Source organism: Salmonella sp. 32020114201800008SM, assembly GCF_017572025.1.
Taxonomy (GTDB): Bacteria; Pseudomonadota; Gammaproteobacteria; order Enterobacterales; family Enterobacteriaceae; genus Salmonella; species Salmonella enterica.
Window position 1 is genome coordinate 1 of sequence record NZ_JAGEQM010000005.1, and the last position, 23181, is coordinate 23181.

Below are 23181 nucleotides of genomic sequence, written 5' to 3' on the forward strand. Positions count from 1 at the left end.
CTTCTTCGCCCACTTTGATGATACCGCGTTCTACACGACCGGTAACAACGGTACCACGACCGGAGATGGAGAATACGTCTTCGATCGGCAGCAGGAACGGCTTGTCAATCGCACGCTCTGGTTCCGGAATGTAAGAATCCAGGAAGCCAGCCAGTTCGATGATTTTCGCTTCCCACTCTGCGTCGCCTTCCAGCGCTTTCAGAGCAGAACCACGAACGATCGGAGTGTCGTCGCCCGGGAAGTCGTACTGAGACAGAAGTTCACGAACTTCCATTTCAACCAGTTCCAGCAGCTCTTCGTCATCAACCATGTCACATTTGTTCAGGAACACGATGATGTACGGAACGCCTACCTGACGACCCAGCAGGATGTGCTCACGGGTCTGCGGCATCGGGCCGTCAGTCGCAGCAACAACCAGGATCGCGCCGTCCATCTGCGCAGCACCGGTGATCATGTTTTTAACATAGTCGGCGTGCCCCGGGCAGTCTACGTGTGCGTAGTGGCGGGTCGGGGTATCGTATTCAACGTGAGAAGTGTTGATGGTGATACCACGCGCTTTTTCTTCCGGCGCGTTATCGATCTGGTCGAATGCACGAGCAGCACCGCCGTAGGTTTTAGCCAGTACGGTGGTGATTGCAGCGGTCAGGGTAGTTTTACCGTGGTCAACGTGGCCGATGGTGCCGACGTTAACGTGCGGTTTTGTACGTTCAAATTTTTCTTTAGACACGGCTATATTCCTTACTATAGCGCTCTCCCCTTCAGGAGAGAGCACGGGATTTTGGTTTTTAACCCTGCGGCTTATTTACCACGGGCTTCGATTACGGCCTGAGCAACGTTGTTCGGCGCATCATCATACTTCAGGAATTCCATAGTGTACGATGCGCGACCTTTGGTCAGAGAACGCAGCTGAGTTGCATATCCGAACATTTCAGACAGCGGTACTTCAGCGTGGATCTTAACGCCTGTAACTTCAGATTCCTGACCTTTGAGCATACCACGACGGCGGCTAAGGTCGCCGATAACGTCACCGGTATTCTCTTCAGGTGTTTCTACTTCAACCTTCATGATCGGCTCAAGCAGAACTGGTTTTGCTTTCTTAAAGCCTTCTTTAAAGGCGATAGACGCAGCCAGTTTAAACGCCAGCTCAGAGGAGTCAACGTCATGGTAAGAACCGAAGTGCAGACGCACACCGAGATCAACTACCGGATAACCAGCCAGCGGGCCAGATTTCAGCTGCTCCTGGATGCCTTTATCAACGGCCGGGATGTATTCGCCAGGAATTACACCACCTTTGATGTCGTTGATGAACTCGTAACCTTTCGGGTTAGAGCCCGGCTCCAGCGGGTACATGTCGATAACAACATGACCATACTGACCGCGACCACCAGACTGTTTCGCGTGTTTACCTTCGATGTCGGTAACTTTCGCGCGAATCGCTTCGCGGTAAGCAACCTGAGGTTTACCCACGTTAGCTTCAACGTTGAATTCACGCTTCATACGGTCAACGATGATATCCAGGTGAAGTTCACCCATACCAGCGATGATGGTCTGGTTAGATTCTTCATCAGTCCATACGCGGAATGACGGGTCTTCTTTTGCCAGACGGCCCAGAGCCAGACCCATTTTTTCCTGGTCAGCTTTGGTTTTCGGTTCTACCGCGATGGAGATTACCGGCTCAGGGAATTCCATACGCTCCAGAATGATCGGGTTTTCCGGATCACACAGGGTGTCACCGGTAGTCACGTCTTTCAGGCCGATAGCAGCCGCGATGTCGCCCGCGCGAACTTCTTTGATCTCTTCACGTTTGTTGGCGTGCATCTGAACGATACGACCGAAACGCTCACGTGCGGTTTTCACGGAGTTCAGTACGGTATCACCAGAGTTAACCACACCGGAGTACACACGGAAGAAGGTCAGGTTACCCACAAACGGGTCGGTAGCGATTTTGAACGCCAGCGCAGAGAACGGCTCGTCGTCGCTTGCGTGACGCTCAGCCGGAGTATCTTTACCGTCGTCCAGAATACCGTTGATCGCAGGTACGTCTACCGGGGATGGCAGGTAATCAATTACCGCATCCAGCATCGCCTGAACACCTTTGTTCTTAAATGCAGAACCACAGGTTACCAGGATGATTTCGTTGTTCAGAACGCGCTGACGCAGAGCTTGTTTGATCTCTTCTTCAGTCAGTTCTTCACCACCCAGGTATTTTTCCATCAGCTCTTCAGAAGCTTCTGCGGCGGACTCGATCAGGTTCTGGTGCCATTCGTTAGCCAGGTCCTGCATGTCAGCCGGGATATCTTCGTATTCGAAGGTAACGCCCTGGTCGGCATCGTTCCAGTTGATGGCTTTCATTTTCACCAGGTCAACAACGCCGGTGAAACCTTCTTCAGCACCAATTGCCAGCTGCAGCGGAACCGGGTTCGCGCCCAGACGGGTTTTGATCTGACCAACAACTTTCAGGAAGTTCGCGCCCATGCGGTCCATTTTGTTAACGAACGCAATGCGCGGAACTTTGTATTTGTTTGCCTGACGCCATACGGTTTCAGACTGCGGCTGAACACCACCAACTGCGCAGTAAACCATTACCGCACCATCGAGAACACGCATGGAACGTTCTACTTCGATAGTGAAGTCAACGTGCCCCGGGGTGTCGATGATGTTGATGCGATGCGGTTCATACTGCTTAGCCATACCAGACCAGAATGCAGTAGTCGCTGCGGAGGTGATAGTAATACCACGCTCCTGCTCCTGCTCCATCCAGTCCATGGTAGCTGCGCCGTCATGAACTTCACCGATTTTGTGGTTTACACCGGTGTAGAACAGAATACGTTCGGTAGTAGTGGTTTTACCGGCGTCGATGTGCGCACTGATACCGATATTACGGTAGCGTGCGATGGGTGTTGTACGAGCCATTTGATTCCTCGTTGATATCTTTAGGCGTTCAGTTAAGTTATCCAAAACGGGCGACTTACCTGAAGCGCCCGCCTGGTGACTATGACTCCGAAGGGATTACCAACGGTAGTGTGCGAACGCCTTGTTGGCTTCTGCCATACGGTGAACGTCTTCACGTTTCTTAACTGCAGTACCTTTGTTTTCTGCAGCGTCAGAAAGTTCGTTCGCCAGGCGCAGAGCCATGGATTTATCACCGCGTTTACGAGCAGCTTCTACGATCCAACGCATTGCCAGAGCATTACGACGGACCGGACGGACTTCAACTGGTACCTGATAAGTAGAACCACCTACACGGCGGGATTTAACTTCTACAGTCGGGCGAACGTTTTCGAGAGCGACTTCGAAAGCTTCCAGTTCAGATTTACCAGAACGCTGAGCCAGGGTCTCCAGCGCGCTGTATACGATTGATTCTGCAGTAGATTTTTTACCATCTACCATCAGGATATTGACAAATTTAGCCAGCAGTTCTGATCCGAACTTCGGATCCGGCAGAATTTTACGCTGACCAATGACGCGACGACGTGGCATGGAAATACTCCGTTGTTAATTCAGGATTGTCCAAAACTCTACGAGTTTAGTTTGACATTAATTTAAAACGTTTGGCCTTACTTAACGGAGAACCATTAAGCCTTAGGACGCTTCACGCCGTACTTAGAACGAGCTTGCTTACGGTCTTTAACGCCGGAGCAGTCAAGCGCGCCACGAACGGTGTGGTAACGAACACCCGGGAGGTCTTTAACACGACCGCCACGGATCAGGATCACGGAGTGCTCCTGCAGGTTGTGACCTTCACCACCGATGTAGGAAGTCACTTCAAAACCGTTAGTCAGACGAACACGGCAAACTTTACGCAGTGCGGAGTTCGGTTTTTTAGGAGTGGTAGTATATACACGAGTACATACGCCACGTTTTTGCGGGCATGCTTCCAGCGCAGGCACGTTGCTTTTCGCAACTTTGCGAGCACGTGGTTTGCGTACCAGCTGGTTAACTGTTGCCATTAAATAGCTCCTGGTTTTAGCTTTTGCTTCGTAAACACGTAATAAAACGCCCTCACACAATATGAGGACGCCGAATTTTAGGGCGGTGTCGAAAAGGTGTCAAGAAATATACAACGATCCCGCCATCACCAGGCCATCTGGTTGGCATACTTAACCGTGAGTCTGACAAACTCAGTATAGTCAACCCTGACGACACTGTCTGAAATTTGACCACCCAGGCCGCGGGCGTCAATGTCTTCTTTCAAGGCATAGACTGTTATGGGGGCATCGCGCAGACTTTCAAGGAAGCGGTTACCTTCAATCGCGACGGTAACGCCATCCTGGAGCAACAAAAGCGCATCGCCCTCTTTTAGCAGGCGCAGCAAAGCGGGAAAATCAACGCCCGAAGCGCAATGAGGTAAGGTATGCAGCATAAACGCCTCAGAATCTCAGGATGACATCATAGTTGCCAAGCTCGCGGCGTAACGCCACGGGTTCCAGCGGCGTGGCGTCTACCACAAAATTAACGTTTTCCAGACCACGCTCGCGCAGCGATGCCGCGCAGATCCAGCATTGATCAATATCGTACAAATCAAAGAGCTTGAAAGTAGCAATATAGTCACGCGCCAGCACAGCGTCTGGTTTTTGTCCTGGTAATAACTGAAAGACGCCGTCGCTGATAAAAAAGACGCCCAGCGCTTCCGTTAGCGCTGACGTCGCCAGCAGCGCATCCAGCCCTTCACGACCTGAGGCGCTACCGTGCGGCGCGGTGGAAAAGACAAATGCAATACGTTTCATTAAAACTGCACCACCCGATCGCAGGTGAGAGAAGCCTCCGCCAGCGCGCCCAGGCCGCTTAGCGTAAAGCCCGGCTGAAGATTGGCGGACGGCAACCCCAGTCTGCCGGCTTCAGTTTCATCAATAATACCGCGACGAAGCGCCGCCGCGACACAGATGTTCAGCGCTACGCCATGCTGCGTATTCAATTTCTGCCAGGCGCGTACCAGATCATATTCATCGCTCGCCGGCGAGGTCAGGAGATTGGCGTTATAGACACCTTCCCGATAGAAAAAGACGCTGGCTAACTCATGCCCCTCATTGAGCAGCGCGTGGGCGAACTGCAATGCGCTGCTGGCCTGCTGGGTGCCATATGCCGGCCCGGTGACCATAATGGCATAACGCATTATTTATCCTGCCCCTGAAAATCGCCGCTTTTGAACTGGCGAATATAGAGGTAAACCGTGTGTTTTGAGATATTCAGACGATCGGCTACCTGGTTAATGGCGTCTTTAATATCGAAAATGCCTTTTTCGTACAAGTTAAGGACGATCTGACGATTTTTCGCATTGTTAGAGACATTACGATCGGCATTCACTTCTTCGATCGTGAACTCCAGCGTCTGGGTGACTAAATCTTCGACTGAGGAGGCAAAATTAACCGCTGAGCCGACTTCCGGCGTTTCCGGCGGAATAAAGGTATTCATAATCTGTGAAAATGGCACATCAAGATTCATGTTGATGCACAGTAGACCAATGACGCGCTGCTCGCGGTTGCGAATGGCAATCGTCAACGACTTCATCAAGACACCGCTTTTCGCGCGCGTAAAATAGCATTTCGACACGCTACTGTCCGCCCCTGTCATGTCGTGCAACATACGCAACGCCAGGTCGGTAATCGGCGAGCCAATTTTACGGCCCGTATGTTCGCCATTGGCAATACGAATGGCTGAACATTTTAGATCCTGCAAAGAGTGCAATACGATTTCACAATGGGAACCTATAAGCATCGCTAACCCGTCCACTACCGCTTCGTAGGATTTCAGAATATCGAAGTCGGTTTGCTCGAAGGGACGCTGATCCAGCAAATCAAGTTCACTGGTTTCGTTGGTTAAAAGCGACCTGGACATGAAAAAAAACACTCCTTTTCAGGAGCCTGTCGTTATGTTTTCAGGGCAGGCTCATTATTTACGCGGATGATTAAATTAATACAGTGAGGGTTCATCTTTCCAGTACTAATTTGCTCGTCTATTTCAGACTACGTGTGCGTTGGCGGTCATTCAGCCTACGGTCTCGCCCTTAACGACCAGCGCAAGCGCCGTTATCCGCAAATCAAATTATGGTGAGTAATATATCCGGCCTGAATAAAAAAAACCGCCGCTATTACAAGCGGCGGCTCTCAGTTTTTATTTTTTAGCAGCATCTGCGGCTTTAGCGTCAGCCGCATCGGCAGGTTTAGCATCCGCTTTCGGCGCTGGTTTGATATCCAGCAGCTCTACGTCGAATACCAGGGTGGAGTTCGCCGGGATACCCGGAACGCCCGTTTTACCGTAGGCCAGCGCCGGTGGGATAACCAGCTTGATCTTGCCGCCTTTCTTAATATTTTTCAGGCCTTCAGTCCAGCCAGGGATAACGCCGTCCAGACGGAAGGAGAGCGGTTCGCCGCGCGTGTAAGAGTTATCAAACTCTTTACCGTCGATCAGCGTACCTTTGTAGTTCACCACAACGGTATCGCTATCTTTCGGCGCCTCGCCTGTGCCTTCTTTCTCTACTTTGTAAAGCAGACCGGTAGAGGAGGTTTTCACGCCTTTCTCTTTAGCAAAAGCGTCGCGGAACGCTTTACCTTTTGCTTCGTTATCGGCAGCGTCTTTTTCCATCTTCGCCTGAGCAGCGCTCTTCACGCGTGCTTCAAACGTCTGCAGCGTTTGCTCAATTTCCTGATCGGACAGTTTGCTCTTATCGGCAAAGGCATCCTGAACGCCGGCAATCAACTGATCTTTATCCAGTTTGATGCCTAACTTTTCCTGCTCTTTAAGCGAATTTTCCATGTAACGACCCAGCGAGGCGCCCAGCGCATAAGCCGCTTTTTGATCGTCGTTTTTAAATGCTGCTTTGCTATCAGCGGTAGCTGCCGGTTTCGCCGCATCAGCAGCAAAAGTGATCGGTGCGTGCATAGCAACGGCCATCGTAGTTGCCAGCAGCGTGGCTTTAAACAGTGATTTCATCCATATCTCCAGGGCCGGGGCATCTCGCCCCATGTTAACTTACGTAAGAAGCGTACTATAAATCGTTGCAGAACAAATCAACATACGAACACGCCCTATTATCACTTCTTTTCAGACTCTTTTTGTTTAAATTAGTTTCGTAGGGCGCGTAATGGTTGCTGTGAAAGCCGGTAAAGTTAAGTAGAATCCGCCGACGGAGACAACATAAAGAGGTACATCATGCAGGATATCACGATGGAAGCTCGTCTGGCTGAACTGGAAAGCCGTCTGGCGTTCCAGGAGATTACCATAGAAGAACTAAACCTGACGGTAACCGCACATGAAATGGAGATGGCGAAGCTGCGCGATCATCTGCGTTTGCTCACGGAAAAGTTAAAAGCCAGTCAGCCGTCAAATATCGCCTCTCAGGCAGAAGAAACGCCGCCGCCGCATTATTGAGACGAAAAAAAAGCGGGGATAACCCGCTTTTTTTGTGCCCGATGATTTATCGAACCAATGATAATACCCTAAGGATTTCGAGTCACAGCAAGGCGGCAAGCTTGAAAATTCCCCGGGGGCATAGATAACTATGTGACCGGGGTTTGAAAGCGTAGCCAACACCGCGGTGGCTTGAAAGACGACGGGGATTAATGGCAACCGCAGCCGCCTTTACCACCACCGCCGCAGCAGCCTTCGCCGCCGTGCTCGTGACCATGGTCATGACCATGACCGCCACAGCAGCCATCTTCACCGTGATCGTGGTGGTGATCGTGCGCGCCGTGAACATGACCGTGAGCCAGTTCTTCTTCAGTCGCTTCACGAATCGCAACAACTTCTACGTTAAATTTCAGATTCTGGCCCGCCAGCATGTGGTTACCATCAACCACAACGTGATCGTCTTCCACTTCGGTAATCTCTACCGGTACCGGGCCCTGGTCGGTTTCCGCCAGGAAACGCATCCCTACCTGCAGTTCATCAACGCCCATAAAGACGTCTTTAGGCACACGCTGCACCAGATTTTCGTCATACTGACCGTAAGCGTCGTTCGCGCCAACAGCGACATCAAATTTGTCGCCAACTTCATGGCCTTCCAGCGCGGTTTCCAGACCAGAGATCAGGGAGCCGTGACCGTGCAGGTAATCCAGCGGCGCACTCACCGGAGACTCATCAACCAACACACCGTCTTCTGTACGTACCTGATAGGCCAGGCTGACCACCAGGTCTTTTGCTACTTTCATGATATCTCCTGAGCATGGGAAGAATAGTGGCGCAGATTGTAGCGGAATTCTGCAGCCGTGTACCCCTTAGCTTAAAAAAACCTGCGGCATATCGCTAGTCCGGATGAAAAATCCCGATCACTTGCTCTTCTTTGCGAACATGCTCGCGAACGTCTTTATCCGCTTCCCGCATTTGATGCCCGCACTTAACGCATTCAACAATATCGACATTATTTTCACGCCACATCGCCATTGTATCCTGCGCCTGACAGGCCGGACATTTCGCGCCTGCAATAAAACGTTTACGGATTGCCATTGTTCACCTCTACTCAAATTCATCCCAGCCATCCAACTGGCGCCGTTCCTGTTGCATTTCGTGCTGAAAAATCTCCTCCAGCTCGCGTCGGGCCTCTCTGGCGCGCGAAATCTGTACCATGTCGCTATGCTCCGGGATCAGCTCCCGCAACATTCGCATATCCAGCCGACGAAAATGCAACTGCGCGCGTTGCGCCTGATGCGGATGCATACCTAACGACACCAGAGTTTTACGTCCCAGTTCCAGCGCGCTGGAAAACGTTTCACGGGAAAACTGCGTGACGCCAGCCTGTAATAACTCATGGGCCTCCACACGTCCACGCGCTCGCGCAAGAATATGCAGATGAGGAAAATGCTGCTGACACAGCGCCACCAGCTTCATCGCGTCTTCCGGTTCATTACACGTGATGACTATCGACTCCGCCGCCTCCGCGCCCGCAGAACGCAGCAGCTCGACTTGTGTAGCGTCGCCGTAATACACTTTATAACCATATTTGCGCATCAGATTAACGGCGCCGATATCGCGTTCCAGCACGGTGATACGCATCTTATTCGCCATCAATAAGCGAGCGATCACCTGACCAAAACGGCCAAAGCCGACGACAATCACCTGGGGCTTATCATCTTCAACCCACGGCTTTTCATCATTCTCTTCCGGGCCATTAAGACGGCGCGATAACCACTTATCAATCCCTTTCATCAGTAGCGGCGTGGTCATCATTGATAATGTGACAGTCACCAATAATAACGCCATCTGATCGCCCTGAAACAGGCGCTGAGAAGAGGCGGTAGAAAAGAGCACAAAAGCGAACTCGCCCCCCTGACTCAGCACGCTGGCAAACTGCATCCGTTCAGAACTTCTTATTCCATATAGCCGCGCCAGCAGATACAGCGTCAGCATTTTTATGACGACCAGAATAACAACGCTCGCCGCCACCCACAGTAAATGGGTATAAAGTACGCCGAGATTTAGCGACATACCGACGGAGATAAAGAACAGCCCAAGCAGTAAACCTTTAAAGGGATCGATAGCATTTTCCAGCTCATGCCGGTATTCACTCTCTGCCAGTAAAACGCCGGCAATGAAGGTTCCCAGGGCCATCGACAGTCCCAGCGCATCCATAAATAAGGCGGAGCTCAACACCAGCAACAGCGTCGCGGCAGTGAAGACCTCCCGCACGCCGGACGCAGCAATAAAACGAAATACCGGGCGCAGCAGGTAACGACCGCCAATCAGCATTACCGCGAAAGCCAGTACCTTCATTGCCACTTTAAACCAGTCGAAATGCTCGTCGGCCGATCCCGCCAATAAAGGCACCAACGCCAGCGCGGGGATCACCGCTAAATCCTGAAACAGTAAGACGGAAAACCCTAACTGCCCGGACTCGCTACGATTCATGCCTTTCTCGCGCATCAGTTGTAGCGCCATCGCCGTCGAAGACATCGCCAGGCCAATCCCGCCGACGACCGCCGCCTGCCATAAGAAATCAGCAAGCATCAATAATCCCGCCAGCACCGCCGCGCTTAACAGCACCTGAGCAGCGCCGACGCCGAAGATAGAGCGCCGCAGTTGCCAAAGCCGTGACGGATTGAGTTCGAGACCAATGATAAACATCAGAAACACGACGCCCAGTTCGGAAAAGTGCAGGATCTCGTCAACATCGCTGATAAATCCCAGCCCCCACGGACCGATGGCGATTCCCGCCAGCAAATACCCTAGCACCGCGCCGATGCCCAGCCTCGCGGCCAGCGGCACCGCCGCTACCGCCGCGAAGAGGAACAACACTCCCGCGGTCAATAAATCAGCACCTTCCATCAATAGCCTCCCGCGCTCACAGGATTCGCCAGCCACTCGCCATAGGCTTTCGCATGACTGGCCAGCGTCTGCGGCGACTGGCGGCGCGCCCAGTACACAATAATGGGCGGCATCCAGTGCATCCGGCACATGGCCGCGGTCAGTTCAAAAGGGCGGAGTACATCGCTCATTGGATAGCGGTTTAGCGCGTCATACCGGTAAGCGCTCTCCGGCTCGCCGGTCGTAATCACGCTACGCCAGTACTTTCCCACCAGTTGGTTTCCCCCTGGTCCGCTGGCGAACCCCCGACTCAAAACGCGATCAAGCCATTCTTTCAGTAAAGCCGGACAGCTATAGGTGTAAAGGGGATGCTGAAAAACAATGACGTCGTGCTCACGTAACAGGGCTTGTTCATAGGGCGTGTCGATAAAAAAATCAGGATAGCGCGCATAAAGATCGTGCACGGTTACGTTATTGTGCTGTATGGCCGGTTTAAGCAGTACCCGGTTAGCAACCGAGTCCTGAGATTCCGGATGGGCATACAACAGCAAGACTTTCGCTGGCTGAGACATCAATCCCCCTCCCGGTTGTTTTGGGTCGATACATGCCATTCTTCAGGCCGCTTTTACGTTGACAGCGTTTGTTCAACTCAGAAACGTACTCCATGTCCGCCGCTGGGAATTAATGAGAGATATTCTTGTCCCTCACCAAAGGCACCTGAATGATTTTGTGTATCGTTGTTGTTTTGAGCTACCATTGCGCTCCAGCGCGGCGGTACGCCCGAATATTACATTATCATAATGATAAATTAACATAGTCTGAACATACGGCGCCTTATGATTGTTTTCTCCTCGTTACAAATTCGTCGCGGCGTGCGCGTCCTACTGGACAATGCCTCGGCTACCATTAATCCAGGCCAGAAAGTCGGCCTGGTGGGTAAAAACGGCTGCGGTAAATCTACCCTGCTGGCATTGCTAAAAAATGAAATCAGCGCCGATGCCGGGAGTTTTACCCTGCCCGGAACCTGGCAATTAGCGTGGGTGAATCAGGAAACACCTGCGTTGCCTCAGCCAGCGATTGAGTATGTCATTGACGGCGACCGTGAATACCGGCAGCTGGAGGCGCAGCTTAACGACGCCAACGAACGTAACGACGGACATGCTATCGCCTCCATACATGGCAAGCTGGACGCCATCGACGCATGGACCGTTCGTTCGCGCGCCGCCAGCCTGCTACACGGTCTCGGCTTCTCTAACGATCAGCTGGAACGTCCGGTCAGCGACTTTTCCGGCGGCTGGCGGATGCGCCTTAACCTGGCCCAGGCGCTGATTTGCCGTTCCGATTTACTGCTGCTCGACGAACCGACCAACCACCTCGATCTGGATGCCGTCATCTGGCTGGAAAAATGGCTGAAGAGCTATCCGGGCACCCTGATTCTGATCTCCCACGATCGCGACTTTCTTGACCCGATAGTGGATAAAATTATCCATATCGAACAACAGACTCTGTTCGAGTACACCGGCAACTACAGCGCGTTTGAAGTTCAGCGCGCCACGCGCCTGGCGCAACAGCAGGCGATGTATGAGAGTCAGCAGGAGCGTGTGGCGCATCTGCAAAGCTACATCGACCGTTTCCGCGCCAAAGCGACCAAGGCCAAGCAGGCGCAAAGCCGTATCAAGATGCTGGAGCGTATGGAGTTGATTGCCCCGGCTCATGTCGACAACCCGTTCCATTTCAGCTTCCGCGCGCCGGAAAGCCTGCCGAACCCGCTGCTGAAGATGGAAAAAGTCAGCGCAGGTTATGGCGATCGCATCATTCTGGAATCCATCAAGCTGAACCTGGTGCCCGGCTCGCGTATCGGCCTGCTGGGCCGCAACGGTGCGGGGAAATCGACGCTGATCAAGCTGCTGGCGGGCGAACTGGAGCCGCTACATGGTGAAATCGGCCTCGCCAAAGGCATTAAGCTCGGCTACTTCGCCCAGCACCAACTGGAGTTCCTGCGCGCCGATGAATCCCCGCTGCAGCATATGGCGCGTCTGGCGCCGCAGGAACTGGAGCAGAAGCTGCGCGACTATCTCGGCGGCTTCGGTTTCCAGGGCGACAAAGTAACGGAAGAGACGCAACGTTTCTCCGGCGGCGAGAAAGCGCGCCTGGTACTGGCGCTGATCGTCTGGCAGCGTCCAAATCTGCTGCTGCTCGATGAACCGACCAACCACCTGGATCTCGACATGCGTCAGGCGCTCACCGAAGCGCTGATTGATTTCGAAGGCGCATTGGTCGTCGTGTCGCACGACCGCCACCTGATTCGCTCCACCACTGACGACCTCTATCTGGTTCACGACAAAAAGGTCGAACCGTTCGACGGCGACCTGGAGGATTATCAGCAGTGGCTGAGTGACGTGCAGAAACAGGAAAACCAGGCCGACGACGCACCGAAGGAAAACAACGCCAACAGCGCTCAGTCACGCAAAGATCAGAAGCGTCGCGAAGCCGAGCTACGCACTCTGACGCAACCGCTGCGTAAAGAGATTACCCGTCTGGAAAAAGAGATGGAAAAGCTCAACGCCCAACTGGCGCAGGCGGAAGAGAAGCTTGGCGACAGCAGCCTGTATGACCCAAGCCGTAAAGCGGAGATGACCGAGTGTCTGCAACTGCAGGCCAGCGCCAAATCCGGGCTGGAAGAATGTGAAATGGCATGGCTTGAGGCGCAGGAGCAGCTTGAGCAGATGATGCAGAACGACTAAGAGCCTATCCCATTAGGCTATTTTATTCGCCATTTTAGGGCCGGGCAGTGCTCGAAATCCTCACGTACTATGTGTACGCTCCGGTTTCTGCGCGCTGTCCGGCCCCAAACTGGCTTCAACAATTACGCCTACTGGGATAGGCTCTAACGCACGGGGCGGACGATGAACCTGTCTATCACCGATGACATTACCTTCCGCAAGCTCACCATCTTCATGATGCTTGTGGAGAAGGGTAACATCGCCCGCACCGCCGAGGCGCTGCACACGCTGGAAGAGAACGTTCGTGGTCCGCTGTTCGTCCATAAAGGCCTCTTAGGTACTCGCCCCGGTATAAAGATTACCGTTGCGGTCAGCAGCACCGGAACAGAAGCCTGCGTTATGTGATTTAGCGGCAAAGGTTGCCGTGATTTATTTTCGTCAGCGCGTCGTTCACGCCAAATAATTTAAACGTCACCTCATCAACGCCAAGATTTTTCAGACGCGCAGTGTGTTTTTTAATATAAGCCTGCGCCGTTTCTTCGGATTCAAACAAGTAAATGCCGCCAGCTTGCTGGTTTTTCTCGCTTTCTGTCCAGATTTTCCAGATGAAGCCCGGCTCCTCATTGATAGACTCCGCCAGCCCGACCAGTTGCTGAGTCATCTCCTCGCCAAAAGGGCCGCTAAAGTTAAAATGGATCTGTAAAAGTGTCTTCGACATGCCTTCTCCTTGAGTCACATAACTATCGTGTTGCCACACTACCACGATTAATTCGGCTGATGCAGGGGTTCACGCGATTTCTGTGGGGTATTGCGCGCGCCTTGCATACCGCCCCCTCTGGTGAAATGAGGCGCAATTTTATTTCGCCAGACGACCAATTGAACGTAAAATCACATATTGACTAATCTGTGAACCTTATGCGCGGTATAGTATTGTTTCCAATTATCAATTGTTCTGGTGCTATGGTTGAGATCACGTCCACAGAAATGACCCCGCCTGTCAATGACTCGCATGAATTTATTCCCATGCGTGGCATTCGTAATCGCCATTTACAAACTATGCTGCCGCGCTTAATCCGCCGCAAAGTGAAGTTCAACGCCCACTGGCAGCGGCTGGAGCTACCGGACGGCGATTTTGTCGATCTGGCATGGAGCGAAGAACCGCAACAGGCAAAGCATAAACCGCGGCTGGTGGTCTTTCACGGTCTGGAAGGCAGCCTGAACAGCCCCTATGCCCACGGGCTGATTGAGGCGGCGCAAAAGCGCGGCTGGCTGGGCGTGGTGATGCACTTTCGCGGCTGTAGCGGCGAACCCAACCGTCTGAATCGTATTTACCACTCCGGTGAAACGGAGGACGGAGCCTGGTTTTTACGCTGGCTACAGCGGGAGTTCGGCGCCGTTCCGACAGCCGCCGTGGGCTATTCGCTCGGCGGTAATATGCTGGCGTGCCTGCTGGCGAAAGAAGGCCGCGATATTCCCATCGAGGCGGCGGTAATTGTTTCTGCGCCTTTCGTTCTCGAAGCCTGTAGCTACCACATGGACAAAGGGTTTTCCCGCATCTATCAGCGTTATTTGCTTAATCTGTTAAAAGCGAATGCGTCACGCAAGCTGGCGGCATATCCCGGGTCGCTGCCGGTGAATCTGGCGCAACTGAAATCAATGCGCCGTATTCGCGAGTTTGACGACCTGATCACCGCGAAAATTCACGGCTTTGCCGACGCCATCGACTACTATCGTCAGTGTAGCGCCATGCCGTTGCTTAACCAGATTGCTAAACCGACGCTGATTATTCACGCTAAAGACGATCCGTTTATGGATCATCATGTGATCCCTAAAGCGGAAGATCTGCCCCCGCAGGTGGAGTATCAGCTGACTGAGCATGGCGGACACGTAGGATTTATCGGCGGTACGCCGCTGCGCCCTGAAATGTGGCTGGAACGCCGAATTCCTGACTGGCTGACAACGTACCTGGAGGCGTCATCATGATCATTCCCTGGCAGGGGCTCGCCCCCGACACGCTGGACAACCTGATCGAAAGCTTTGTGTTGCGCGAAGGCACCGATTATGGTGAACATGAACGTTCGCTTGAACAAAAAGTCGCTGACGTAAAACGCCAACTGCAATCCGGCGAGGCCGTGCTGGTATGGTCTGAATTACATGAAACGGTCAATATTATGCCGAAAAAGCAGTTTCGCGAATAAAACGCCTTTGCCGACAATACATTATTACTAAAGCTCAATCATGGAGTTGCCATGTCAGCCAAACATCCGGTGATAGCAGTAACAGGGTCAAGCGGCGCGGGGACCACCACCACCAGCCTCGCGTTTCGTAAAATTTTCGCGCAGTTAAATCTGCACGCCGCCGAGGTGGAAGGCGACAGTTTTCATCGTTACACCCGCCCGGAAATGGATATGGCGATCCGCAAAGCGCGTGACGCCGGGCGGCATATCAGCTATTTCGGGCCTGAAGCCAATGACTTCAGCCTACTGGAACATACCTTTATTGAGTACGGGCAGACGGGTAAAGGCCAGTCGCGTAAATATCTGCATACCTATGATGAAGCCGTACCGTGGAATCAGGTTCCCGGCACGTTTACGCCCTGGCAGCCGCTACCCGAACCGACCGATGTGCTGTTTTATGAAGGACTGCACGGCGGCGTCGTCACCCCGCAACATGATGTCGCGCGTCATGTTGATCTGTTGGTTGGCGTGGTGCCTATCGTCAACCTCGAGTGGATTCAGAAACTAATCCGCGACACCAGCGAGCGCGGACACTCCCGTGAAGCGGTGATGGATTCCGTGGTGCGTTCCATGGACGACTACATCAATTACATTACGCCGCAGTTCTCGCGTACCCATATTAACTTCCAGCGCGTACCGACCGTCGACACGTCCAATCCGTTCGCCGCAAAAGGTATTCCCTCGCTGGATGAGAGTTTTGTGGTGATCCATTTCCGCAATCTGGAAGGGATCGATTTTCCCTGGCTTCTGGCGATGCTCCAGGGCTCGTTCATTTCTCACATTAATACATTAGTGGTGCCGGGCGGCAAAATGGGGCTGGCGATGGAGCTCATTATGTTGCCGCTGGTGCAGCGATTAATGGAAGGCAAAAAAATCGAATAACCGCGGTGAAATGCCCGATGGCGCTACGCTTATCGGGCCTACGAGATAAAAACGGGTAGGCCGGATAAAGCCACGCCGCCATCCGGCATCACATGTTACGCCGCAATCACTTCATACGAATGGGTAATATTGACCGCTTTTTCCAGCATTAGCGCCACCGAGCAATATTTTTCCGCGGAGAGATCGACAGCGCGCGCGACGGCAGCCTCTTTCAGATCGCTGCCGGTAACGATAAAATGCAGATTAATGTGCGTAAACAGGCGCGGCGCGTCTTCCCGGCGCTCGGATGTCAGCTTCACTTCGCAGTTGGTGACATTCTGACGGCCCTTTTGCAGGATTGATACCACATCAATAGCGCTACATCCGCCAGCCGCCATTAATACCATCTCCATCGGACTCGGCGCTTTGTCACCGGAGTTACCATCCATTAAAATCTGGTGGCCGGAGGAGGACTCTCCGAGGAACGTGAGCCCTTCAACCCACTTTACACGCGCTTGCATATTTCGTAACTCCAATGTTTCAATTTTCCTGAAAGATTACGCGCATACAACAAAAGTCGCAATGGAAGGCGACCTGGGTCATGCTGAAGCGAGACACCAGGAGACACACGGCGAAAGCTATGCTAAAACAGACAAGATGCTACAGTAATACATTGACGTACTGCATGTATGCAGAGGACATCACATTACAGGCTACAATCTATTTTCGTAGCCCCCTTCCCAGGTAGCGGGAAGTATATTTTTGCAACCCCAGAGACAGTGCCGTTTTCTGGCTCTGGAGACAGCTTATAACAGAGGATAACCGCGCATGGTGCTTGGCAAACCGCAAACAGACCCGACTCTTGAATGGTTCTTGTCTCATTGCCACATTCATAAGTACCCGTCAAAGAGCACGCTGATTCACCAGGGTGAAAAAGCAGAAACGCTGTACTACATCGTTAAAGGCTCCGTGGCAGTGCTGATCAAAGATGAAGAAGGGAAAGAAATGATCCTTTCTTATCTGAATCAGGGTGATTTTATTGGTGAACTGGGCCTGTTTGAAGAAGGCCAGGAACGCAGCGCCTGGGTACGTGCGAAAACCGCATGTGAGGTCGCTGAAATTTCCTACAAAAAATTTCGCCAATTAATCCAGGTCAACCCGGATATTCTGATGCGCCTCTCTTCCCAGATGGCTCGTCGCTTACAAGTCACCTCTGAAAAAGTAGGTAACCTCGCCTTCCTTGACGTCACCGGGCGTATCGCTCAGACGCTGCTGAATCTGGCGAAACAGCCCGATGCCATGACGCACCCGGATGGGATGCAGATCAAAATCACCCGTCAGGAAATCGGCCAGATCGTCGGCTGCTCCCGCGAAACCGTTGGTCGTATTTTGAAAATGCTGGAAGATCAAAACCTGATCTCCGCGCATGGCAAGACCATCGTCGTCTACGGCACCCGTTAATTCCGTCAGAATGGCGCGTTTTATCATGCGCCATTTTTGTTTGCATCGATGTGGCGAAGACTGATTTATCACCCAGAGATTAATTACGCACTACGGCAAACGCTGGTGCTGTGCCTGCCTGTGGCTGTTGGTTTATTAATAGGCCAGCTACACCTGGGCTTGCTTTTCTCTCTCGTTCCCGCCTGCTGCAACATTGCAGGTCTGGATACCCCGCACAAACGCTTTTTTAAACGCCTGATCATCGGCGCGTCGCTGTTCGCCGGATGCAGTCTGGTAACGCAACTTCTGCTGGCGGAATCCATCCCCCTGCCGTTGATCCTGACCGGCCTCACGCTGGTGCTTGGCGTGACGGCGGAAATTAGCCCGCTTCACGCGCGGCTACTGCCAGCATCGCTGATTGCCGCCATCTTTACCCTGAGCCTTGCGGGATACATGCCCGTCTGGGAGCCGCTGCTCATTTATGCGCTGGGCACGCTATGGTACGGCGTGTTTAACTGGTTTTGGTTCTGGCTATGGCGCGAACAGCCGCTGCGCGAGTCATTGAGTTTGTTATACCGTGAACTGGCCGATTATTGTGAAGCGAAATACAGCCTGCTCACCCAACATATCGATCCGGAAAAAGCGCTGCCTCCCCTGCTGATACGCCAGCAAAAAGCGGTCGATCTCATTACCCAGTGTTACCAACAGATGCATATGCTTTCGGCGCACAACAATAATGATTACAAGCGCCTGTTGCGAGCTTTTCAGGAAGCGATGGATTTGCAGGAGCACATCTCCGTCAGCTTGCATCAGCCGGAAGAGGTACAGAAACTGGTAGAACGCAGCCATGCGGAAGAGGTGATTCGCTGGAATGCGCAAACGGTCGCCGCCCGTCTGCGCGTGCTGGCGGATGACATTCTGTATCATCGTCTGCCTACGCGCTTCTCCATGGAAAAACAGATTGGCGCTCTGGAGAAGATCGCCAATCAGCATCCTGAAAATCCGGTAGGCCAGTTCTGCTATTGGCACTTCAGTCGAATCGCCCGTGTGCTGCGTACTCAGCGGCCGCTGTACGCCCGCGACCTGATGGCCGATAAACAGCGTCGTCTGCCGCTACTTCCGGCGCTGAAAAATTATATGTCTCTAAAATCGCCGGCGCTACGCAACGCCGGACGCATCAGCGTGATGATGAGTATCGCCAGTCTGATGGGCAGCGCGTTGCACCTGCCTAAACCGTACTGGATCCTCATGACGGTGCTGTTTGTCACCCAAAACGGCTATGGCGCGACGCGCGTACGTATTCTGCACCGTTCGGTCGGAACGCTGGTCGGCCTGGTGATTGCCGGCGTCACGCTGCACTTACATATTCCCGAAAGCATTACGCTGGCGGTCATGCTGGTACTAACGCTGGCAAGTTATCTGATTATTCGTAAAAACTACGGCTGGGCGACGGTCGGCTTTACGGTGACGGCGGTATACACCATCCAGTTACTGACGTTAAACGGAGAGCAGTTTATTGTGCCGAGGCTGATCGATACGCTGATTGGCTGTTTAATTGCCTTTGGCGGCATGGTCTGGCTGTGGCCGCAATGGCAAAGCGGGCTATTACGTAAAAACGCCCATGATGCGCTGGAAGCCGATCAAGAAGCTATCCGACTGATCCTCAGTAACGATCCGCAGGCCACCCCGCTCGCTTATCAAAGAATGCGGGTCAACCAGGCGCATAACACGTTATTCAACTCGTTAAATCAGGCAATGCAGGAACCCGGATTCAATACCCACTATCTGTCGGATATGAAACTGTGGGTCACGCACAGCCAGTTTATTGTCGAGCATATCAACGCCATGACGACGCTGGCGCGGGAACACACCATGCTGACGCCTGATCTGGCGCAGCGCTATCTGGAATCTTGCGAGATTGCAATTCAGCGCTGCCAGCAGCGCCTGGAGTACGACAGGCCAGGCGGCTCCGGCGATGTCAACATTCTGGAGTCGCCGGACATGCCGTCACATGGCTTATTGAGCACTCTGGAACAACATTTACAGCGCATCATTGGCCATCTGAACACCATGCACACCATTTCGTCGATGGCCTGGCGTCAGCGTCCGCATCACGGTATCTGGCTGAGTAAGCGGCTACGGGATACAAAAGGTTAAGACCGACTGCCGGATGCGCTACGCTTATCCGGCAATCCGCCATCAGGCCACCACCTTCCCTACCGCCTGCGCAAAGCGCTGCATTCCTTCATGGATATCCGCCTCTTCCACCACCAGCGACGGGGCAAAACGCATCACGTCGGCTCCGGCATTGAGCACCATCACGCCAGCCTCCGCGCCTGCGTACAGAAAATCACGCGCCCGACCTTTGTACTTCGGTTTCAGTTCCGCGCCAATCAGCAGCCCCATGCCGCGAATATCGCTGAAAATGTCAAATTGCTCGTCAATCGCCCGCAAATGTTGCACAAACTGTTGCCGCTTAGTGTGAATGCCTTGTAGTACCTCTGGCGTATTAATAATATCGAATGCCGCGCCAGCCACCGCACAGGCCAGCGGATTACCGCCATAGGTTGAACCATGCGAACCGACATGGAAGGCCGAGGCTATTTCCTGCGTGGTCAGCATGGCGCTCACCGGAAAACCGCCGCCTAACGCTTTGGCGCTGGTGAGGATATCCGGCGTGACGCCGTAGTGCATATAGGCAAACAGGTCTCCGGTGCGCCCCATCCCGCACTGCACTTCATCAAACACCAGCAACGCCTGATGCTCGTCACACAGGTCGCGTAACCCTTTGAGGAATTCCGGTGTAGCCGCCTGCACGCCGCCTTCACCCTGAATCGGCTCGGCCACCACCGCGCAGGTGTGGTCATCCATTACCGCTTTCACCGCATGAAGATCGTTGAAGGGAACGTGAACAATATCGGCGGGTTTCGGCCCAAAGCCGTCGGAATATTTTGGCTGCCCGCCTACAGAGACGGTAAACAAGGAACGGCCATGAAAGGCGTTATGGAAGGCAATGATTTTCGTTTTGAACGGGCTATGGCGCACGCAGGCATAATGACGCGCCAGTTTAAAAGCGGTTTCGTTCGCTTCGGTGCCGGAATTCATAAACAGCACGCGCTCGGCAAACGTGGCGTCGATCAGTTTACGTCCCAGACGCAACGCCGGTTCATTGGTAAAAACGTTACTGGTATGCCACAAGGTTTCCCCCTGGGATTTCAGCGCCTCGACCAGTGCCGGATGGCAATGGCCCAGCGCAGTCACTGCAATCCCGCCGGCGAAATCGATATACTCTTTGCCCTGCTGATCCCATACGCGGCTGCCTTTACCTTTGACCGGAATAAAGTCCGCCGGTGCATAAACAGGCAGAATCACCTCATCAAAAGTTGCGCGCGTAATGGCCGTTTGTTCAGTTGCCATATCATTACCACCCGGTTAAGTAGAAATGTCAGTGAAATTATAATCACAAAATATGAATAAAAAATCACTCAATAGCAACCACAAATCAACGCCGGAGGAAATTTTCCAGCAGAGCGTGTCCTTGTTCGCTGAGAATACTTTCCGGGTGGAACTGCACGCCTTCCAGATCCCACTCGCGGTGGCGAATGCCCATAATCTCCTGCGTTTCGCTCCAGGCGGTGATCTCAAAACACTCAGGCAACGTGGCAGGGTCGACAATCAGCGAGTGGTAACGTGTCACGGTTAACGGGCTGGGCAATCCCCGAAACACGCCCTGTCCATTATGCGTAACAGGTGACGTTTTACCGTGCATCACTTTCGCTGCCCGCACCACCGACGCGCCAAAGGCCTGCGCCATCGCCTGATGACCCAGGCAAACGCCCAGCATCGGAATACGTCCGGCATAATGGCGGATGACCGCCAGTGAAATGCCAGCGTCATTCGGCGTACAGGGGCCAGGAGAGATAACGATTTTTTGCGGGTTCAAAGCGTCAATGTGCGCCAGCGTCAGCGCATCATTGCGCCGGACCTGCACTTCCGTGCCCAGTTCACAAAAATACTGGTAGAGGTTCCAGGTAAAGGAATCATAGTTATCGATAAGCAGGATCATGGCGGCTCCAGGTGAGTAGAACCGCACTATTTTACTCAGTTTCGCGAGCTTCGCTTATCGCTTTCTGAAAAATCGCCTGCAAAGCAGAGAGATCGCCCATCGCGCCGCTCTGGTTCGCCTGCTTCCATGTTTCAACCGCAATACCTTGCCAACTCAGCGCATAGCCTGCATGTAACGCCAGCTGTTCAAAGAAGATGCGCTGCGCCAGCCCGCTCCCCAAACGAAACGGATGAAGCACGTTAATTTCACAGTAGTAATGCGCCAGCCGCTCGACAAACTTCTCGTGCGCCAGACCGACCAGATAGCCCTCTTCTTCCAGATCCTGCATCAGAGCGTTGCCCTCTTTTTCGATATAGGCAAAGTGGCAGAAACGGGTATCGCCCTGGTAAATATCGACCTCCCGCAGTTGCCCTGCCCAGTCGAAAATATCCTGATAGAGCTGGCGATGAATCGCGCACAGATGAGGCAAGCCGCGTATCAGCGGCCCCAGTTCAATCGTGGCGGCACGGAGCGCGGTCATTTCATATGCCGCTTGCGCCAGTCGCTGGGCCTGATGAATCCCCAGCCGATTACGCATCACATTCAGCCCCGGATAGAGGTACGGATCGCGCCCTTCGCCAAATTTATCGCTCATAGTGCCTCCGAAGCTCGTCAAGACGTGCCAGCGCTTCATCGGCGGTCAGAGTTACTAAGGGGATCTCAATACCTTCGAGACGGCAGCTTTGCTGGAAGTTAACGTTGCGCCGCTGTTCCCAAAAGCGTGACTTTTGTTTATCGGTAAGTTTCTTCACCGGGCCTCCCTGAATATGTCTGTGCTTGACCACAAGTATAAGCAGCAATTTCAGGTTACGCTGAGACAGGGAGAAAACGCGGGCGGCTCGCACCCGCGCAGGCATGTTTTATGGCAGGACTTTCGCGGAAAGGATAACGACTGGTTTTGTCGGCACATTCTGATAAGGTCCGACATCGTGCGTCGGTACCTGTGAGATTTTATCGGCGACATCCATACCTTTTACCACTTTACCAAATACCGCATAGCCAAAGTCGCGCTGGCCGTGGTCGAGAAAAGCGTTATCCGCGACGTTAATAAAGAACTGGCTGGTGGCGCTGTCTTTATCTGCGGTGCGCGCCATCGCGATCGTGCCGCGAGTATTACGCAGACCGTTGTCGGCTTCATTCTTAATCGGCGGATTCGGTTTCTTCTGCTGCATCTGCTCGTTAAAACCACCGCCCTGAATCATAAAGCCAGGAATAACGCGGTGAAACGTAGTGTTGTTATAGAAACCACTGTTGACGTAATCGACAAAGTTTTTCACAGAAATCGGCGCTTTCTGGCTGTTCAGCTCCAGCTCAATATTCCCGGCGGAGGTGGTTAACAGCACATGAGGATCACCTTTTGCTGCCAACGCTACGGGAGAAAGAGCAGAAAGAGCGAAAACAGCTGCGACAGCCGCCAGAGTCGATTTGAGCATGAGATTTCCTTAAAGAGAGCAGAAATAAAGCAAGTGGAATGATTCTAAAGAGCCTTCCTGGGCCAGGCCAGCCCTTTACCTAATTTTACGTATATGAAACAAATGTAACGTTACGACGCAACGCCGTATTCTTGCAATATGGATGT

The 23181-nt window shown here is 53.0% G+C and carries 28 protein-coding genes; 8 read left to right on the plus strand and 20 right to left on the minus strand.

Annotated features, from left to right (window positions below; genetic code table 11):
- The 9 genes from J4613_RS14220 to fkpA form a co-directional block, all read right to left on the minus strand.
- A partial coding sequence (locus J4613_RS14220) for an elongation factor Tu (RefSeq protein ID WP_069106894.1) occupies positions 1-727 on the minus strand: 727 nt, incomplete at its 3' end.
- Positions 728-798: 71 nt separating this feature from the next.
- Positions 799-2913 carry an elongation factor G gene (fusA, locus tag J4613_RS14225; protein WP_000124693.1) on the minus strand — a complete coding sequence of 705 codons (2115 nt, stop codon included), beginning with the start codon at positions 2911-2913 and terminating at the stop codon, positions 799-801.
- A 96-nt stretch (positions 2914-3009) separates the two neighbouring features.
- Complete coding sequence (rpsG, locus tag J4613_RS14230; protein ID WP_001138043.1) at positions 3010-3480, minus strand: 30S ribosomal protein S7; 471 nt, start codon at positions 3478-3480, stop codon at positions 3010-3012.
- 95 nt (positions 3481-3575) lie between these two features.
- Complete coding sequence (gene rpsL / locus J4613_RS14235) at positions 3576-3950, minus strand: 30S ribosomal protein S12 (RefSeq protein WP_000246815.1); 375 nt, start codon at positions 3948-3950, stop codon at positions 3576-3578.
- A gap of 125 nt (positions 3951-4075) precedes the next feature.
- Positions 4076-4363 carry a sulfurtransferase complex subunit TusB gene (gene tusB / locus J4613_RS14240; protein WP_000903398.1) on the minus strand — a complete coding sequence of 96 codons (288 nt, stop codon included), beginning with the start codon at positions 4361-4363 and terminating at the stop codon, positions 4076-4078.
- Positions 4364-4370: 7 nt separating this feature from the next.
- Positions 4371-4727, minus strand: a complete 357-nt coding sequence (gene tusC, locus J4613_RS14245) for a sulfurtransferase complex subunit TusC (RefSeq protein ID WP_000820705.1) — start codon at positions 4725-4727, stop codon at positions 4371-4373.
- Entirely contained in the window at positions 4727-5113 is a 387-nt protein-coding gene (tusD, locus tag J4613_RS14250; protein ID WP_001268012.1) for a sulfurtransferase complex subunit TusD, read from the minus strand. The genes tusC and tusD overlap by 1 nt, the downstream gene beginning before the upstream one ends.
- A complete protein-coding gene (locus J4613_RS14255; protein WP_000091471.1) occupies positions 5113-5835 on the minus strand; it encodes a transcriptional regulator in 723 nt (240 codons plus the stop codon). The genes tusD and J4613_RS14255 overlap by 1 nt, the downstream gene beginning before the upstream one ends.
- Before the next feature lie 276 nt (positions 5836-6111).
- Positions 6112-6930, minus strand: a complete 819-nt coding sequence (gene fkpA, locus J4613_RS14260) for an FKBP-type peptidyl-prolyl cis-trans isomerase (protein WP_000838222.1) — start codon at positions 6928-6930, stop codon at positions 6112-6114.
- A gap of 219 nt (positions 6931-7149) precedes the next feature.
- Here fkpA and J4613_RS14265 point away from each other — a divergent pair, with 219 nt between their 5' ends.
- Positions 7150-7368, plus strand: coding sequence for a protein SlyX (locus tag J4613_RS14265; protein ID WP_001152701.1), 219 nt, complete (start codon positions 7150-7152; stop codon positions 7366-7368).
- A 188-nt stretch (positions 7369-7556) separates the two neighbouring features.
- Here the strand turns inward: J4613_RS14265 and slyD are convergent, their stop codons facing one another.
- The 4 genes from slyD to kefG form a co-directional block, all read right to left on the minus strand.
- Positions 7557-8147 (minus strand): peptidylprolyl isomerase, encoded by a 591-nt coding sequence (gene slyD / locus J4613_RS14270; protein WP_000861341.1) that lies wholly within the window; start codon positions 8145-8147, stop codon positions 7557-7559.
- A 94-nt stretch (positions 8148-8241) separates the two neighbouring features.
- Entirely contained in the window at positions 8242-8442 is a 201-nt protein-coding gene (locus tag J4613_RS14275) for a YheV family putative zinc ribbon protein (protein WP_001007735.1), read from the minus strand.
- A gap of 9 nt (positions 8443-8451) precedes the next feature.
- A complete protein-coding gene (gene kefB / locus J4613_RS14280; protein WP_111742225.1) occupies positions 8452-10257 on the minus strand; it encodes a glutathione-regulated potassium-efflux system protein KefB in 1806 nt (601 codons plus the stop codon).
- Positions 10257-10808 (minus strand): glutathione-regulated potassium-efflux system ancillary protein KefG, encoded by a 552-nt coding sequence (gene kefG, locus J4613_RS14285; RefSeq protein ID WP_000081820.1) that lies wholly within the window; start codon positions 10806-10808, stop codon positions 10257-10259. Before kefG ends, kefB begins: the two co-directional genes overlap by 1 nt.
- Before the next feature lie 264 nt (positions 10809-11072).
- Between kefG and J4613_RS14290 the strand changes: the two genes are divergently transcribed.
- Both J4613_RS14290 and J4613_RS14295 read left to right on the plus strand, forming a co-directional pair.
- Entirely contained in the window at positions 11073-12980 is a 1908-nt protein-coding gene (locus J4613_RS14290; RefSeq protein ID WP_000634765.1) for an ABC transporter ATP-binding protein, read from the plus strand.
- 162 nt (positions 12981-13142) lie between these two features.
- A complete protein-coding gene (locus J4613_RS14295; RefSeq protein ID WP_001620536.1) occupies positions 13143-13364 on the plus strand; it encodes a LysR family transcriptional regulator in 222 nt (73 codons plus the stop codon).
- Position 13365: 1 nt separating this feature from the next.
- Here J4613_RS14295 and J4613_RS14300 read toward each other — a convergent pair whose 3' ends face one another.
- Entirely contained in the window at positions 13366-13677 is a 312-nt protein-coding gene (locus J4613_RS14300; protein ID WP_000047689.1) for a monooxygenase, read from the minus strand.
- A gap of 197 nt (positions 13678-13874) precedes the next feature.
- Here J4613_RS14300 and J4613_RS14305 point away from each other — a divergent pair, with 197 nt between their 5' ends.
- The 3 genes from J4613_RS14305 to J4613_RS14315 are packed head-to-tail and all read left to right on the plus strand — an operon-like array spanning position 13875 to position 16078.
- A complete protein-coding gene (locus J4613_RS14305) occupies positions 13875-14942 on the plus strand; it encodes a hydrolase (RefSeq protein ID WP_017442187.1) in 1068 nt (355 codons plus the stop codon).
- Entirely contained in the window at positions 14939-15157 is a 219-nt protein-coding gene (locus J4613_RS14310) for a YheU family protein (protein WP_000586568.1), read from the plus strand. The genes J4613_RS14305 and J4613_RS14310 overlap by 4 nt, the downstream gene beginning before the upstream one ends.
- A 51-nt stretch (positions 15158-15208) precedes the next feature.
- Positions 15209-16078, plus strand: a complete 870-nt coding sequence (locus J4613_RS14315) for a phosphoribulokinase (RefSeq protein WP_001274690.1) — start codon at positions 15209-15211, stop codon at positions 16076-16078.
- A 95-nt stretch (positions 16079-16173) separates the two neighbouring features.
- On the opposite strand, the gene J4613_RS14320 is transcribed toward J4613_RS14315, so the two are convergent.
- The gene (locus J4613_RS14320; RefSeq protein WP_001148919.1) at positions 16174-16578 is read right to left on the minus strand and encodes an OsmC family protein; all 405 of its coding nucleotides are present in this window, start codon (positions 16576-16578) and stop codon (positions 16174-16176) included.
- Between the two features lie 307 nt (positions 16579-16885).
- Here J4613_RS14320 and crp point away from each other — a divergent pair, with 307 nt between their 5' ends.
- Complete coding sequence (crp, locus tag J4613_RS14325) at positions 16886-17518, plus strand: cAMP-activated global transcriptional regulator CRP (RefSeq protein WP_000242758.1); 633 nt, start codon at positions 16886-16888, stop codon at positions 17516-17518.
- A gap of 48 nt (positions 17519-17566) precedes the next feature.
- A complete protein-coding gene (locus tag J4613_RS14330) occupies positions 17567-19654 on the plus strand; it encodes a YccS/YhfK family putative transporter (RefSeq protein ID WP_000269311.1) in 2088 nt (695 codons plus the stop codon).
- A 42-nt stretch (positions 19655-19696) separates the two neighbouring features.
- Here the strand turns inward: J4613_RS14330 and J4613_RS14335 are convergent, their stop codons facing one another.
- From J4613_RS14335 to ppiA, 5 genes are all read right to left on the minus strand, one after another.
- Positions 19697-20914 carry an aspartate aminotransferase family protein gene (locus J4613_RS14335; protein WP_111742224.1) on the minus strand — a complete coding sequence of 406 codons (1218 nt, stop codon included), beginning with the start codon at positions 20912-20914 and terminating at the stop codon, positions 19697-19699.
- 85 nt (positions 20915-20999) lie between these two features.
- The gene (pabA, locus tag J4613_RS14340) at positions 21000-21563 is read right to left on the minus strand and encodes an aminodeoxychorismate synthase component 2 (protein ID WP_080170110.1); all 564 of its coding nucleotides are present in this window, start codon (positions 21561-21563) and stop codon (positions 21000-21002) included.
- Positions 21564-21594: 31 nt separating this feature from the next.
- Positions 21595-22197 carry a putative adenosine monophosphate-protein transferase Fic gene (locus J4613_RS14345; protein ID WP_001280665.1) on the minus strand — a complete coding sequence of 201 codons (603 nt, stop codon included), beginning with the start codon at positions 22195-22197 and terminating at the stop codon, positions 21595-21597.
- Positions 22187-22354, minus strand: coding sequence for a YhfG family protein (locus J4613_RS14350; RefSeq protein WP_001620545.1), 168 nt, complete (start codon positions 22352-22354; stop codon positions 22187-22189). Before J4613_RS14350 ends, J4613_RS14345 begins: the two co-directional genes overlap by 11 nt.
- A 108-nt stretch (positions 22355-22462) precedes the next feature.
- Positions 22463-23035, minus strand: a complete 573-nt coding sequence (ppiA, locus tag J4613_RS14355) for a peptidylprolyl isomerase A (RefSeq protein WP_000920481.1) — start codon at positions 23033-23035, stop codon at positions 22463-22465.
- Between the last annotated feature and the right edge of the window lie 146 nt (positions 23036-23181).